This is a genomic window from Shewanella kaireitica, assembly GCF_023284045.1.
In the GTDB taxonomy this organism is placed as follows: Bacteria; Pseudomonadota; Gammaproteobacteria; order Enterobacterales; family Shewanellaceae; genus Shewanella; species Shewanella kaireitica.
In genome coordinates, this window is sequence record NZ_JAKIKQ010000001.1 from 421784 (window position 1) to 436463 (window position 14680).

Below are 14680 nucleotides of genomic sequence, written 5' to 3' on the forward strand. Positions count from 1 at the left end.
TACTCTACACCTCCCAAAGTCTCATGACCCCAAGAAAGATAGAGCATTCCATTTTATAGGAAAGTTCAATGAATATATTATTTCTAATGTATCCATGGAAAAATATTGAGCCCGAAACCGATACCACTTTACGTCTCATTCATGAGTGTGTGGCGCGTGGCCACACTGTGGCACTGGCGACGACGAGCAATTTAACCATGCGCGACACTGAAGCCAGTGCTTATTGCCGTGTATTTAGTAAAGCGCAGCCAACGCCTAATAATATCGTTTCGTTTTATAAGAGGGCGGAGTTTAAAACATTACGTTTACCCTTGGCTGGGTTTGACAGCATCATTATGCGTGCCAATCCGCCATTGGACACTATCGCGCTCAACTTCCTTGATTCGGTGCGTGATGACGTATTCATTATGAATGATATTGATGGTTTACGAATAGCTAACAATAAGCTGTATACCGCGTCTTTTGACGACCCTGACAATAAGTTTATTCCGGTGACGCATGTATCAAAGACACCTGAGTACTTAGAGGAAGTGCTGCGAGAGTCTAAGACCGACAAGATGATCATGAAGCCGCTTGATGGCTTTGGCGGTCAAGGTGTGATCTTGGTCGAAAAAGCAGCTCAAAAGAGCTTCCATTCGTTGCTCGAGTTTTACATCAACAGCGGCAAGGGCGGTAACTACGTTATTTTACAGGAGTATGTAGAAGGCGCTGAAGAGGGCGATGTACGTATTCTAATGTTAAACGGTGAGCCCATTGGCGCCATGAAGCGTATTCCTGCATCAGGAGAGGTGCGCTCGAATATCCATGCTGGTGGTAGTGTGGTTAAACATACATTGACCAAAAATGAAAAAGCACTTTGCAAACATATTGGTCCTAAGTTGGTGCGTGACGGATTGTTCTTTGTGGGGATTGACGTCATCAATGAGAAGTTGATTGAAGTTAACGTGCAAAGCCCCGGTGGGATTATGCGTATCAACAAGCTAAATAACGTCAAGCTGCAAAAGAAAGTGATTGATTTTGTAGAAAGCGTTGTGAATGCCAAAGAGGCGTTAAACATCAAGAAGACAGCGTTTAGAAAGGCGATTGACGATGCTCACATTAACTGAAAAAGAGTGCATAGCATTAATTAATAAAGGCGAGTGCTTTCAAGCTGAAGTTAATAACGGATCGTATATTGTTAAGGTTGATGAATATTCGCCTGTTGTCTGTACGGCGATTCATAATGGTCATCGCCTGCGAGACGATTTGAATAAAAGCTTTTTGCTGACCAAGCCGGAGCGGTTTTATGAGGAAGATCCTTATACCGATGAGCTACTGTCATCTTTTCCTATTGTACTGATAGGCAATGACTCACGTTTTGAATATGACTTGAACCGCCCAAAAGCGTTATCGACCTATTTCAAAACAGCTTGGAATAAGCAGGTCTGGCAGAAACCATTAACACCAAAGCAGCGTGGTGAAAGCCATGCAAAACATCAGTCTTTCTACAATGTGTTGGCAGCACTGATAGCAAAGTTAGAGCAGCAGTTTAAAAACAGTATTGTGTTTGATCTGCACTCTTATAATCATCAACGAATCGAGGCTGATACGCCGACATTCAATATTGGCACTAGCCAGATTGATATTGAGCGGTGGGGAGCGACTTGTCATCACTTTGAAAAGCAGCTTAATAGAATAGAGCTGCCTAACTTAGTAGTGCGAGCAGCGACCGATGAGGTGTTTCAAGGGCGTGGCTATTTAATCGCTCACGTCAATGCCCATTTTGACAATACACTAGTGTTGCCGGTTGAAGTCAAGAAAGTGTTTATGGATGAAACCACGGGCGAGTTATATCCGTTGGTATTAGAGGAGTTAAAAGCGGGCGTTAAGCTGGCTATATCAGAAACAGCGGCGTACTTTATGCGCCGCTTTGGTCAACGTAAGTCGGTGCGTAATGTTGACCTTTTATCATCGACACTGTCGCCAGAGATTTTGTCACTTGATAAAAGCTTATTTAAGTTGGCTAATAATGTCGCCACACTGAAATATATTAACCCGATAAACATCGCCAGCGAACGTAAGAAGTTTTTAGCGAAAAAAGGTGCTGTGACGCCTGAGTTTAACTATAAGCAGTTGAATATTAATCCATACCAATTCCGTGAGCAGCTATACAAGCTACCGGTTGAAAATGTCATGGATGCCGATATTCAACAGCTTTATCGTCATGTGATTGATAACTTAGCAACCAAAATTGATCTGCTTTGTTCGATTGGCACTGATGACTTTGTTTATAACTCGCTGAAATATTACGGTCAGCCAGATAAGGATGATATTGCTAACGCTGAGTTTTTGCTGCGCGCCCCCGTGATAGAGGGTGATGATGACGCCGCAATCTATGATGCTGACCATGCGGTTAAATCGTTTCAAACGCAGGCGGATGAATGGGGGCTGAAGTGTAAAGTGGAAAAGTCTTCGCGCATTGTCGCCAAAGCGATGGTGGATAACGAGAAGGGCAGTTTGTTAATTAACAAAGATGCCATGTTCTCAGCTAAAGAGCTGATCGCATTTGCCTACCATGAATTAGGTGTGCATATGCTGACGACCATGAATGCAAGACGCCAACCGCTGCGAGTTTTGTCTTTAGGTTTAGTCGGTAATACTCATACCCAAGAAGGTGTGGCTATTTACAGCGAGTACTGCTCAGGAAATTTAACCCTCAATAGGTTGAAGGTGTTGGCTATGCGCGTTATCGCGGTCAATTTAATGTTAGCGCAGCGGGATTTCTCGATGACGTTCCAGACATTGATGCGGCAATATGGACAAACAACAGAGCAGGCATTTACGTTAACGACACGAGTCTATCGTGGTGGCGGTTTTACGAAGGATTTTCTCTATCTAAAAGGCTTTAGAGATATCGTGAACCTAAGCAAGAGTTCACCGCTTGATAATTTATTGGTTGGTAAAGCAGGGATATTGGACTTGCCAATTATTAGCGAAATGGTGGAGCGTAATATGCTGGAGAAACCAGTGCCTTTGTTTGCACTTGAGCATTGCCAGACGCCAGAAAGTGCAGTAATAGACTATCTCGTGTCTGCCATTCGATAGCGCTGCATTGTTATATAAAACGCCTGACTTCGATTATGGAGTCGGGCGTTTTTTATGTTTCGAGCATTTTCCAGATTCTCGGCATAACTGACATATTTGGAACAAGCTCTTAGTTTGCAGTGCTTGATCCAAAGATAATGTTCAAGATACTAGTAAGTCACCTTACTCGGTCTATGCAAGCACTAAATGATTATGTTCTGTAAAGTACCTTGGTAACGTAATCATTGCCAGTAACTTGGTTGGCTGATTTATGTTCTGTAAAGCACTTTAATCACATGCCAGCCGAATTTTGTTTTGACTAGGTGCGGAGTGATCAGCTCGCCGCTAAAGCAGACTTTATCAAATTGTGGCACCATCTGACCTCGCTTAAACTCGCCTAAATGACCGCCCTTTTTACCTGAAGGACAGCTCGAATGCTTCTTTGCTAGCACATCAAACTTAGCGCCCTTGTTTAATTGTTTAATAATATCTTCAGCAAGCTCTTTATGCTTAACCAAAATGTGCAGTGCCGCAGCTGTCTTTGCCATGTTTTGGCCTTTATTTTGTTGAAACTAATGTACTGATTATACCGTTTAAGCTAAACCGTTAGCTAGTGCAGTACACAGGCAGATATATAATCATATTGCTTTATAATGGGGGAAGACCTAAGGCGCAGCCGTTAGAAGAGTAAAGTTAATAGTGTTAAAAAATCGCAGTTATCGCCGTGTTGGCCCCGATTATCGCTTTGATGAGCAGGTGAGTTTTGTGGACATCAAGCAGGTATTTGGCCTTGGGCATATACGTTTGGGCAAATGGGTTGAAAATGATGAGCGTGACAAGGCGGCGAACCTTATTTTTGACTCTTTGGCAGACTTGGCTTTTATCTTAAAGCTTCCGCCAAAAGCACTGGGTTTGCGTGAAACGTTAAATTTAGCGTTCGGTAGCGGAGGGCAAAAAGGTGTGCAGGCTCATTATGCACCCGATAGGCGAGAGCTTGCTTTGGCCAAGAATGCAGGGGCTGGAGCGCTTGCTCATGAGTTTTGGCATGCATTTGATCATTATATTGCCGCTAAGTCATTTTATACTGCCCCACAGGGGATCTCTTTTGCCAGTCATAGCTGGATTGCAGATGTTAAACCCAGAGTTCATCCTCTTAATCAGCGTTTAGAGCGAGTCTTTGAAGTTAGTATGCTCAGCGACAATGGTGAAGATGGACATGAGTATGTTAGCCGGGCGATTGCATTAGATAAACAATATGGCACGCAGTATTTTTCTAAGCCAACCGAGTTAATGGCACGGGCGTTTGAATCTTGTATTGAATCCTACGAGGAGATTAGCAATCCATACTTGGTGGATGAAACACTTAAATCATCACTTTTCGATGCTGGTGGTTACCCGAGCATTGAGCATCGACAACAAATCTATAGCGCTTTAATTGAGTATTTTGAACCTTTAGGCTGGGCGTTGGCAAAGGAGTGAAGTTGAGGTGTTGGGGATGCTAAAGGCCATTCCAGCCTTTAGCGAAGCAGCTTTAGAAGGTAACTGAATAATAATTGTCGTCGAGCTTATTCATTGCTATTGCTTGATTTAGCTCTACGTCAGTTGTGTAGTTAGCAATTTTTTTTGCTACTTTGTTAGCACCTTGAGCCAAGGCAAAGTCATGGAATGTTTGGCCATTACAAACTAACTTTGGAAAAATCAGCTTTTTGTTTATACGGTATGCTTTTAGCGTGCGATTGAACTGAATCAGGTTATTTTTGGTTGCGGCTTTGCAGACTGCGATAAGGCTTTTTTCCATTGTGGGGCTGATGGCAGCAGATGCACCAAATGTAAATATTGATAAGCCTAACCCTATAATTGCGATTCCCTTCTTCATACTTTGCTCCTAATACTAACGTCAGTTAATGAGGCAAACTAAATGCTGTTTGCAATATCGGAATTAAAACCGATATCAAAAGGGCAGGCTGTACGCCAATAGTATTAACTTGTATTTAGGTGAGTATATTTCAGTTAGTTCGCTATTGAGTGTGACTTTTGATTGAACATAAAAAAGCCCGCAGTCAGCGGGCTTTCACTTTAATGCTTTGGAAGTTAGTCTGTTTTTACTTTCCAGTTAACCTCTTCTCCCGCGAAGAATGGCACTATCGGGTTACCGTTTGGCAAAATGATCTCTGATGGCACCGTCCAAGTCTCTTTTACTAGTGTCACTGAGCCCGTATTGCGCGGTAAACCATAGAAATCAGGGCCATGAGTACTGGCAAAGCCTTCTAGTTTATCTAGCGCGCCTAAATCATCAAAAACTTGCGCATATAGCTCTAACGCACTCCATGCACTGTAGCAGCCAGCGCAGCCACAGGCAGATTCCTTACGGTGCTTTTCGTGCGGCGCAGAATCAGTACCTAAGAAGAACTTGCTTGAGCCAGTAGCAACGGCTGCACGTAGCGCTTCTTGATGAGTGCTGCGCTTAAGCACGGGTAGGCAGAAATTGTGCGGACGCACACCGCCAACAAGCAGGTCATTTCGGTTTAGCAATAGGTGTTGTGGGGTAATCGTTGCTGCGACATTATCAGCCGCTGACATCACAAAGTCTGCCGCATCTTTAGTGGTGATATGTTCAAACACCACTTTGAGACCAGGGAATGCATTAACAATACGGGCAAGGTATCGCTCGATAAAGAGTGCTTCACGATCAAAAATATCGATGTGTGACTCGGTCACTTCACCGTGAACGAGAAGCAGTAAACCGTGCTTTTCCATGGCTTCAAAAATAGGAAACAGTGCATCAAGTGCTTTTACCGCAGCATCTGAATTGGTCGTCGCACCTGCAGGGTAAAGCTTCGCGGCAACAACGCCGGCAGCTTTAGCATCAATGATGTCTTGCTCAGTGGTGTTGTTGGTTAGAAAAATAGTCATTAATGGTTCGAAAGTAGAACCTGCTGGACGAGCAGCTAAAATACGCTCACGGTATGCACTTGCGAGCTTGGCATCTGTCACCGGAGGTAAAAGGTTTGGCATTACGATAGCGCGATTAAATAATCTTGCGGTTGCAGGTACGGTCTCTTGCAACATATCTCCATCACGGAAATGAAGATGCCAATCGTCAGGTGTAATTATAGTTAGCTGCGTCATGTAGGGTTCCTAAGCGTTTACGACAAAGTATTAGGGAGCTTTATTATCTATTTTTTCGAGCGCTATTATGCCTGAAATCGTATTTGCTTGATAGGTTCTGCGGTAGATAAGCATTAGTCTATTGCCCTCTAACCAAGTAAGCTGCAGCACTTTAAAATGCTATCAGCTACCATAACGGTATTAACACTTTGCTGTATTGTGTTTTACTAGCCGCTAGAATAGTAAAAACGATCAGCAAGATAGCCAGATTAAATAACTTTCAGGATGGATAAAGTATGAGTAAACAAAAGGGATTTACGTTGATTGAGCTGGTTGTAGTTATCATTATACTGGGCATTCTCGCTATTGTGGCTGCGCCAAAATTTATCAGCTTATCCCGTGATGCTAAGATTAGCGCGTTAGAGGGTATTGGTGCTGCTATGACCTTTGCTGCTGATGAAACTTATTTAAAAGCACAAATCGAAGGCGCTGCAGAACAAGCAAGGAGTTCTGCGAGTAACCCTCCTTTCGTTGAGATCCCCGCTGGTATCTTTGAGCTCAAATATGGTTACCCTGAAGCTTGGCCTGAGAGCGGCTTAGGGATCCTTGATATGGTTGATATTGACGACTCTATTGTGGTTTGCTTCGGTAGTGGGTGTGATAGTGCAAGTAACTCTAGTCGAGTACAGATCGGATATAACCTCGTTCAAGGGGAGTCTTTGCCTAGTGATGATGAAGCCTGTTACCTAAGGTACAGTGAGCCGGGTGGAACGGGCGGGAACTCTGAGACGCGGTACACTGTGACTTACTTAACCGATGGTTGCTAAGCCATTGCTGTTTAATGAATAATGAGCTTCATCTTTTATGCGTCTTGATAAGTTTCTATGTAAAAGTACCGAACTGACCCGCAGCGCTGCTACTCAGGTCATAGCGTTAGGGGATGTGAGCGTTAACGGCTGCATTGTTACAGAGGCGCGTTTTCAGGTGCATGAGAATAACAGCGTGCTCTGGAGAGGGGAGCGGTTAATTGCTCGGCCCTCGCGTTATATTATGCTACACAAACCGCTCAATACTTTAAGCTCAAATGTTGATGGTGACTACCCAAGTTTATTCCATTGTATTGATATTGAACGCGCTGAAGATCTGCATATCGTAGGGCGCCTAGATGCTGACACCTCTGGGCTGGTCTTACTAACTGATGACGGTCGTTGGTCATTTGAGATCATCAGACCTGATAAGCAATGCCCTAAAACCTATAGAGTTATTCTACGCGACCCTATTGCTGCTGATGTGGCTGAAAAATTTAGTGTGGGCGTTCAGTTACAGAACGAATCTAAGCTGACTGCTCCAGCAATGCTTAAGCTGATTAATGAACGTGAGGTGCTGCTGACTATTACGGAAGGACGTTACCACCAAGTAAAGCGCATGTTTGCCGCAGTGGGCAATCGCGTCAACGGATTACATCGAGAGCAAATTGGTGACTTACAGTTAGATGTAGCACTTGGAAATTGGCGTTTTCTTTCCCCACAAGAAGTCGCGGGTTTTCTTTGATAGTGCAAATATATTTTTGGTGACAATTTGAAGCAACAGATTAAAACGCCGCTTTGGAAAGCTGTTTGGTTATGGGTTTTCCCCTTGCTGCTTATTTACCAACTGCTTTGGGGGCTCGTATTTAACCTGCCGCTGGAGGGAGGAGATTACGCTTTTTACTCGCAGCTAATTCTGATTAAATTAATCATCGAATTGCTGGCTTATTTTTTCCTGCCTCTGTACTTCTATCGAGCGACAGCGACTCGCGGTCGTTATAGTCATCATCTTACTGCGCTATTTTTTGCTATTCTATTTGGTATAACTTTGGAGGCTATTCTAGTGCGCTTTATTTTATAAAGGATATAAGCGTTTATAAAATAAAGCACTTTACTATTGATTGCCAAGCGGCTTCCAAGATACTGACTTTGATTGCTGTTAAGGGTCACTCTACCCAATGTAATACGTCACGGATAATCGACCAGCGCGGTTTCTTCTCAACGGCACCTTGCCCGAGCATCCAATAGTTATAGATCTGATCTTGGTGGCCATCGACTTTGCGAAGTCGCTGCCAATTGTTGACATAATTGAGTAAGGATTGATTTGATTGCGCTACAGCATAAGCCACTGGGTAACGAGATTTTCCTTCAAGTAGCGCAATGCCATAACCGGGGAAGAATAATGTCCAAGCTGAACCTGCCTGGGCGCTAATCACTACCGCATCATATTTGTTTTTTTTCTGCCTAAAAAAGTCTTTATAACCATCAATTTTGACGAATTTTACATTGGGTGCTTGTAATCGCGCGTCTTCGACTGCATCACTGTGCTCTACATACGCTATGGTTACCGGCCCCATATCGAGAATTTTAGCGTTGCTTTTAAAAGTATTAACCAGGTGATCTTTAGTCGCAATGGCTAGGTTCAACTCTAGCACTGGATCGGCATAACTTAGTGCATCCATCTGTTCGATATCCATGGCTAAACCAGACATGGCAATATCGAAGAAACCGGCATCCAAGGCTTGCGCGAGTTTATTTTTTCTAAACGGAATAAACTCAACTTTTACATCGAGATCTTCAGCTAACTTGGTTGCCATCGCGGTATCAAAACCAACCAAACGGCCTGCATTATTGTAGTAACTAAAGGGAACATTACTTGGTATGTAGCCAACTCTTAATATACCTCGACTACGGATCTGTTTTATTCCTGCTATGGGTGTGTTCGGGGTTGTGCCAATAATTGGGAATTGTTTGCTGACCTTAGTCGGAACCTTATCTGCCACCTGCATATTAGCAATCACACCGCTGGTCGTTTCAGGGCTGTGAATAAAGAGTCCCATACCCACGCGACATACTACGAGTGTAAGCACTAAGCTGACTCCGATCCCAAGCCCCATTTTTATCAATTGTGGTGCTCGTATCTTAAGGCTTTTCTCAAATAATGCTGCGGTGAGTAGCGTGAGAACAAATAGATTCATCACAGCGGCAATAGAGTTGAATTTACCAGTGATGAAACCAGACATGACAAATAACTGGAACAGATCTGAGGGGAGATGGACCAAATCTAGCATAAAGGGTATGGCGACATATACGCTGCCAAATAAGGATAAAAGTCCGCTAATAGAGAGTGACGGAATGCTACTGACGTCAACGGGGGTGCCATTGAACCAGCCTGCAAACAGTACAAATAGGATGACAGTCAGCTTACCTATGTTGGGGAAGGTAAAGGCGATAGGTACTAAAATTTCTATTAAAGTCGCACCATCTTCACTTAAGTTTTCATGCTCACGCATGACTTGCTTGCACTCTTCTACGATAACAGGGATCACAATGAAAATGTTACCAGTAGCAAATGCAGTAACTAAGCTCGCTTTTGAGATCCGCAGTGCTTGGGCAAAAGTGATAGGTGTTAATGAGGCGACAATCCAAGGTAAAACCCAGAAAGTGAGTAGCAAACACAACACAAAGTAGCTGATTAAATACACCTGCATACTGGCAAATTCGTCGACTCCCATTGTCCCTGCAGCAGACGCCGACATTGCAAAAATACCGATAGGCAAGATTTTCACTAAGCCGCGAGTGATGCGAGAGAAGATCTCGGAGCAGGTGTGCATAAAGGTTAAGATTTGCTGTTTGTTCTCTCCCTGCATGCCGATAAGAGCAAGCCCCATGGCGATACTAAAAACCACCATAGCAGGGACGTAACCATCGGCCATAGACTCGAAAGGATTTGAGGGAATATAGAGTTTAAAATAGTCTATTGGTGTAACGGGTTCGATACTGCTAGTGCTAAAGAAAGACGCAGACTCAACTACAGGAAAAGAGAGTGGCATCAGGGCTACAGTCAATAAACCTAAACCCCAAAGTAGTAGCATGATGATACCCGCTCGGCTAAAAATAAGCTTAGCGGTATTTTTTTGCAGCTTGCCTATACCACCTACTAGAGATACGACAATATAGGGCAAAACGGTCATCTGCATCAGTAGAATGACACTGGTTCCTATGGTACCCATCCAGCCCACGGATTCACCGAAGAACAGACCTACCGCAAAACCAACAAACATGGCCACTAACATCTGGGTTGAGCTGGTCATAGAAAGTACTTTTTTTAGCACAGGTTCCATCCATTATTATTTTTAATTGATCTAATTTTTTTGAACATAGAGTGCTGCATGTTAAACGTCACTAGTCGCGACAGAGAACGTTAATTCTGGAATTATTTTTAACGCTAATAAAGCTATCGTCAAATTAGCAATAGTGCTTACTGATATGCGTTGTCAGGCGTTAATTATAGATATAGAACGATTTAACTTTAAAGTAAATATTTTAAACTTTTACCAATAGCCTTAACAAACTGATTTGCTCACCGCTTAACTTTCATTATCGACTAGAGTGAGCTGTTTATTGTTCTGTTTTAGAATATTGACTATATGAATTTTGAAAGATGTTCCCGCTTATTAAGATTAGCTTTTCTATTGGTGTAGTTAACAACTTTGGCTTAATAACGATGGCCTGTAGCGGGCGCAGCTGTTAGACAACTCGCAAGTTTGCTAATAGTTGCTAGGCTTTAAACGTAATTATGTTGGCATCTCTTGAACTCAGAATTCCCCTTTATCTCATTTAATGATCTTGATGCTGACTCACTCACTGTAAGGATGATAGGAATGAAAAATATTCTATTAAAGATAATTGTTGGTAGTTGGTTGCTGACGATGGGCTTGAGTAACGTGGCTTTAGCAGCTCACCATAAACCAAATTCGTTAGCTGACGTATGGGTTATGGTACCTAACCAAGGCCAACAAGCTGCATTTGAAAAAGCATTTGTTAAACATATCCAGTTTCGAGCCAGCAAGGGCGATCCGCGAGCATGGAAAGTTTATCGCCCAGCGATTGGCACGGGAATGGATAGGTATATCATTCGTTACTGTTGTACCAAATGGAACGACGTAGATGGCTACCAGAAATGGCAAGCAGATAACAAAATTCTTGATGATTGGTACGCGAATGTGGCGCAGTATATTAATCATTACGAGCACTTTTACAGCCGTATTGATATGAAAAATAGCCACTGGCCCAAAGATAGTGAAGGCTTCAAATATTTTGCCGTGACAAACTATCAAGCGAAAATGGGCAAAGCTAAATCAATCGCTGACGGAAAGAAGCTGCTTAGTGACAACGCTAAAGCGATGAAGTGGCCTTATTTATGGTCATGGGGCAATGCTATTGGTGGCGAAGGGGGGCTATCTCTTGTCATCCCTTATAAAAATTATGCTGAGATGACTCCACCGGATAAATCATTTTCAGAGGCATTAGCGACCCATATGGGGGATGAAGCGAAAGCGGGGGCAGCGTTAAAAGCTTGGTCTGAGAATTTTCACTCGACGACCTACACGGTTTATCGATTAGTTGATGAGTTATCGATGAAAGACAAATAGTGTTAATTTAAGAAGCACTTAATAAAGCCGCTTTTGCGGCTTCATTCTTTTACAACCTATGCTAACCGCTCAGCAGCCAGATCGATAAATGCTCTTACCTTGGGTGATAGGTGCTTGCGGCTAGGGTAGATCACGAATACATCAACAGTCGTTGTTGGAAAGTCTTCAAACAGCACTTGGAGCTGGTTGCCTTGTAAAGCTTCTTGCATATAGAACAGTGGCAACCTTGCCACGCCATGTCCCTCCAAAATCATAGCAAGCTGCATATGACCATTATTGCAAAGGACTTTAGGGCGTACATCAACAGAGAAAGGCTTACCATCCTTGTCGACATAATCCCAACGGCTGGGGGATTTAAGGTTGGAATAACAGATCCCATTATGAGTCTCTAGCTCTCGTGGGTGATAAGGTTTTCCGTGACGTGAAATATACGCTTTTGAGGCTACGGTGAAAGCGCCGCAGCTGTATAGTTTTCGGCAGATTAGACTAGACTCATCCAGCTGTGAGGATGCTCTTATAGCCAAATCATAGCCATCGGCAATCACATCAGTGCGATTATCACTTAAGTCTAACTCTAGGCTGACATTAGGGTAAAGCTGCAGGTATTCAGAGATAATCGCTTTGAGATGAGCTTGGGCAAAACCGATGGGACAACTAAGTTTTAGCACACCTTTTGGACTTACTTCGTGCTGTGTTATCAAGCCTACCGCTAGTTCAGCATCGCTGATTAGTTGCAGGCATTGTTGGTAATAGGCGTCACCTTCAGGGGTCAAGCCAATTGAGCGCGTGGTGCGATTGAGTAATCTAACACCAAGCCGAGCTTCTAGCTTATTGACCTCTTTACTCACATATGAGGTTGAGTGACCTAATGCATCCGCTGCAGCTGAAAAACCGCCGCTCTTAACCACTTGGGCAAATATCACCACACCGTCAAAAAGTTTATTCATAGTCATATGGAAACAGTCATTATCAATTTAGGTTATTAATTACTTCTGGATTGTAATATACACTGCTCCCTATCGAGTTGTCGCTCAAAACTTAAGCTTAGTCTGATAGTTACGCTGACAATTTAACGCTTTTACGCTGCAGGGTTAACTGCAGACACAACGGAATAAAGGATCAGAATATGAAACTATTAGCATTTGCAGCCAGCAGCAGTAGTAAGTCAATCAATAAACAGTTAGCCATTTACGCGGCTTCACTGGTAGAGGGCGCTGAAGTTGAAATCTTAGACATAAACGATTATGAGATGCCTATTTTTAGCCAAGATAGGGAGGAGTTGTTAGGTCAGCCTGAGCTCGCCCAGCAGTTTTTTTCCAAGTTAGGCGAAGCTGATGGGATTATCATCTCCTTTGCTGAACATAACGGCTCATACACCGCGGCTTATAAGAATTTGTTTGACTGGACCTCACGCATCGATATGAAAGTTTTCCAAAATAAACCTATGGTGCTGCTTGCTACATCTCCAGGCCCTGGTGGCGCAGCATCTGTATTGGCCGCAGCCTCGGGTTCAGCCCCATATTTTGCTGCAGACGTAAAAGGGAGCCTATCAATTCCTAGCTTTTTCGATAATTTCGATATGGAGCAGCAAACCCTTAGAAACCCAGAATTAAAAGCCTCTCTTATTGCAGCGCTGGCAGGACTGCAGTAAGCGCCTAAGGCGCCTTACATCTTGATAAATAGTCTGGCTTTGATAGCCAGGCTATTTGGCTGTAGCTACGATTATCCTTTCGTGATGTTTTATGGCGGTGAATCATTCTCCCCGCTCATTGTTATTTTTGTTGGTCGTATTGTGACCGATTACGCAGTATTGCTTTTGTTCCAATGCTAAAAGTTATCCTTGTATTTCATGTTTCTAGCCCAACTAACTTTGTAATCTTGGTTGCTGGTAACATTTCAATTGGGTTTATTCACCCAGAAAAGGCGCTAGCACAAGGACAAGACTAATGCTGAAGCAAATCAGTCGGCTCGATTATTTCACCTTGCAGGTTTTTATTGGGCTCGTCGATTTAAAAAATGGCAGTGCAGTGGCTGCAAAGCTTAATACCAGTCAGTCAAAAGTCAGCCGCGCTCTGGCAACGATTAGAGATGTATTGGGCGATGAGCTATTTGTGAGGCAAAAGTATGGGCTTGAACCTAATCAAATTGCGTTAAAAATCACACCGATGGTACGAACTATATTAGAGCAACTTGATAAAATTATTGAAACAACGCTAGATAAAAAAGATGCGCCTTATGAACTTACTTTTGCGGCAAACGAGCACTGGTCGTTAACTGTTCTTAACTGCATCCAACAGTCGTGCCGCTGTGTTACTGGTGGTGTTTATGTCAATGTGCAGCCCTGGTCAGAGACGGTCAGTCAACGCCTATGCCAAGGAAAAATCGATTGCTCTATCTCTATAGAGCCGGTCAATCACCCTATGGTAACCGACACTAAAATAGGTGATATCAGCCACTTCTTTATTGTTGCTAGAACTGGACACCCTATTTTAAGTTCACCTGAGCCGCTTAAGGCTATCTTTGATTACAAAATTGCCTTGGTAAACTCTAACCTTCAGTCTCATCAGTTGCATCGTATTGAGGAGTATGCGCAAGTTGCAGATATTGATATTAAAGTGGTACTTAAAAGCCCGAGTGTACGTATGGTTGTTGATCACGTGAGTATGACTGATGATGTCGCCATCTTGGTTTCTGCAATGACTTACTATTATTTCGAAAATAGAAAGGACGTTGATTTCTTAGATATCTCGAATGCATGGAAAGCGACTCAGGCTTTAAAATCTGATAGCTACTACTTGCACAGCCATCAAAGTGTCATGCCACCAATGGTTAACTGTTTGAAAAACTTATTGGGTGATAAACTGATTGAGATGCAGAGCCATTTTGAAAATATCAATACCGGCAATAATTCTCCAGCCCCCTTAATGACCTGCTGTACTAATAATGACTGCACTGCCACTAAGTGTAATGTTGACTGCCTACAGCGTACCTGTGCAACAGCCAACAATAGTGTTACTGAGTGAGATTTGAATACAGCCACTAATCGAT

General features: G+C 43.1%; 14 protein-coding genes. 9 read left to right on the plus strand and 5 right to left on the minus strand.

The window, feature by feature from the left end; all coding sequences use genetic code 11:
* The first annotated feature begins 68 nt into the window (after positions 1-68).
* Both gshB and L2730_RS01725 read left to right on the plus strand, forming a co-directional pair.
* Positions 69-1106 (plus strand): glutathione synthase, encoded by a 1038-nt coding sequence (gene gshB / locus L2730_RS01720; RefSeq protein ID WP_248973009.1) that lies wholly within the window; start codon positions 69-71, stop codon positions 1104-1106.
* Complete coding sequence (locus L2730_RS01725; RefSeq protein WP_248973010.1) at positions 1090-3084, plus strand: flavohemoglobin expression-modulating QEGLA motif protein; 1995 nt, start codon at positions 1090-1092, stop codon at positions 3082-3084. Before gshB ends, L2730_RS01725 begins: the two co-directional genes overlap by 17 nt.
* 248 nt (positions 3085-3332) lie before the next feature.
* On the opposite strand, the gene ppiC is transcribed toward L2730_RS01725, so the two are convergent.
* Positions 3333-3611, minus strand: a complete 279-nt coding sequence (ppiC, locus tag L2730_RS01730) for a peptidylprolyl isomerase PpiC (RefSeq protein ID WP_248973011.1) — start codon at positions 3609-3611, stop codon at positions 3333-3335.
* A 151-nt stretch (positions 3612-3762) separates the two neighbouring features.
* Here ppiC and L2730_RS01735 point away from each other — a divergent pair, with 151 nt between their 5' ends.
* Positions 3763-4542 carry a CLCA_X family protein gene (locus L2730_RS01735; RefSeq protein ID WP_248973012.1) on the plus strand — a complete coding sequence of 260 codons (780 nt, stop codon included), beginning with the start codon at positions 3763-3765 and terminating at the stop codon, positions 4540-4542.
* 52 nt (positions 4543-4594) lie between these two features.
* Here the strand turns inward: L2730_RS01735 and L2730_RS01740 are convergent, their stop codons facing one another.
* Entirely contained in the window at positions 4595-4939 is a 345-nt protein-coding gene (locus L2730_RS01740; protein WP_248973013.1) for a DUF3718 domain-containing protein, read from the minus strand.
* A 215-nt stretch (positions 4940-5154) separates the two neighbouring features.
* Positions 5155-6192: a dihydroorotase gene (gene pyrC / locus L2730_RS01745; protein ID WP_248973014.1), complete on the minus strand. Its 1038-nt coding sequence runs from the start codon at positions 6190-6192 to the stop codon at positions 5155-5157.
* Positions 6193-6467: 275 nt separating this feature from the next.
* Between pyrC and L2730_RS21920 the strand changes: the two genes are divergently transcribed.
* Genes L2730_RS21920 through L2730_RS01760 form a run of 3 tightly spaced genes read left to right on the plus strand, consistent with a single transcriptional unit; the run spans position 6468 to position 8058 of the window.
* Entirely contained in the window at positions 6468-6998 is a 531-nt protein-coding gene (locus L2730_RS21920) for a type II secretion system protein (protein WP_283105614.1), read from the plus strand.
* A 37-nt stretch (positions 6999-7035) separates the two neighbouring features.
* Complete coding sequence (locus L2730_RS01755) at positions 7036-7722, plus strand: pseudouridine synthase (RefSeq protein WP_248973015.1); 687 nt, start codon at positions 7036-7038, stop codon at positions 7720-7722.
* A 27-nt stretch (positions 7723-7749) separates the two neighbouring features.
* Entirely contained in the window at positions 7750-8058 is a 309-nt protein-coding gene (locus L2730_RS01760) for a hypothetical protein (RefSeq protein ID WP_248973016.1), read from the plus strand.
* An 85-nt stretch (positions 8059-8143) separates the two neighbouring features.
* On the opposite strand, the gene L2730_RS01765 is transcribed toward L2730_RS01760, so the two are convergent.
* On the minus strand, positions 8144-10291 hold the full coding sequence (locus L2730_RS01765; RefSeq protein WP_248973017.1) for a cation:dicarboxylate symporter family transporter: 2148 nt from the start codon (positions 10289-10291) through the stop codon (positions 8144-8146).
* 570 nt (positions 10292-10861) lie between these two features.
* On the opposite strand from L2730_RS01765, the gene L2730_RS01770 reads away from it, so the two are divergent.
* Positions 10862-11632, plus strand: coding sequence for a hypothetical protein (locus L2730_RS01770; RefSeq protein WP_248973018.1), 771 nt, complete (start codon positions 10862-10864; stop codon positions 11630-11632).
* Positions 11633-11688: 56 nt separating this feature from the next.
* Here L2730_RS01770 and L2730_RS01775 read toward each other — a convergent pair whose 3' ends face one another.
* A complete protein-coding gene (locus L2730_RS01775) occupies positions 11689-12585 on the minus strand; it encodes a LysR family transcriptional regulator (RefSeq protein ID WP_248973019.1) in 897 nt (298 codons plus the stop codon).
* 173 nt (positions 12586-12758) lie between these two features.
* Between L2730_RS01775 and L2730_RS01780 the strand changes: the two genes are divergently transcribed.
* Together L2730_RS01780 and L2730_RS01785 are read left to right on the plus strand one after the other, a co-directional pair.
* Entirely contained in the window at positions 12759-13283 is a 525-nt protein-coding gene (locus L2730_RS01780; protein WP_248973020.1) for an NADPH-dependent FMN reductase, read from the plus strand.
* A gap of 295 nt (positions 13284-13578) precedes the next feature.
* Positions 13579-14655, plus strand: coding sequence for a LysR family transcriptional regulator (locus tag L2730_RS01785; RefSeq protein ID WP_248973021.1), 1077 nt, complete (start codon positions 13579-13581; stop codon positions 14653-14655).
* Positions 14656-14680: the final 25 nt, after the last annotated feature.

Coding starts and splice junctions, on each gene's coding strand:
- gshB (WP_248973009.1), top strand. CDS start 69: ATGAATATATTATTTCTAATGTATCCATGGAAAAATATTGAGCCCGAA.
- L2730_RS01725 (WP_248973010.1), top strand. CDS start 1,090: ATGCTCACATTAACTGAAAAAGAGTGCATAGCATTAATTAATAAAGGC.
- ppiC (WP_248973011.1), bottom strand. CDS start 3,611: ATGGCAAAGACAGCTGCGGCACTGCACATTTTGGTTAAGCATAAAGAG.
- L2730_RS01740 (WP_248973013.1), bottom strand. CDS start 4,939: ATGAAGAAGGGAATCGCAATTATAGGGTTAGGCTTATCAATATTTACA.
- pyrC (WP_248973014.1), bottom strand. CDS start 6,192: ATGACGCAGCTAACTATAATTACACCTGACGATTGGCATCTTCATTTC.
- L2730_RS21920 (WP_283105614.1), top strand. CDS start 6,468: ATGAGTAAACAAAAGGGATTTACGTTGATTGAGCTGGTTGTAGTTATC.
- L2730_RS01755 (WP_248973015.1), top strand. CDS start 7,036: ATGCGTCTTGATAAGTTTCTATGTAAAAGTACCGAACTGACCCGCAGC.
- L2730_RS01765 (WP_248973017.1), bottom strand. CDS start 10,291: ATGACCAGCTCAACCCAGATGTTAGTGGCCATGTTTGTTGGTTTTGCG.
- L2730_RS01770 (WP_248973018.1), top strand. CDS start 10,862: ATGAAAAATATTCTATTAAAGATAATTGTTGGTAGTTGGTTGCTGACG.
- L2730_RS01775 (WP_248973019.1), bottom strand. CDS start 12,585: ATGACTATGAATAAACTTTTTGACGGTGTGGTGATATTTGCCCAAGTG.
- L2730_RS01780 (WP_248973020.1), top strand. CDS start 12,759: ATGAAACTATTAGCATTTGCAGCCAGCAGCAGTAGTAAGTCAATCAAT.
- L2730_RS01785 (WP_248973021.1), top strand. CDS start 13,579: ATGCTGAAGCAAATCAGTCGGCTCGATTATTTCACCTTGCAGGTTTTT.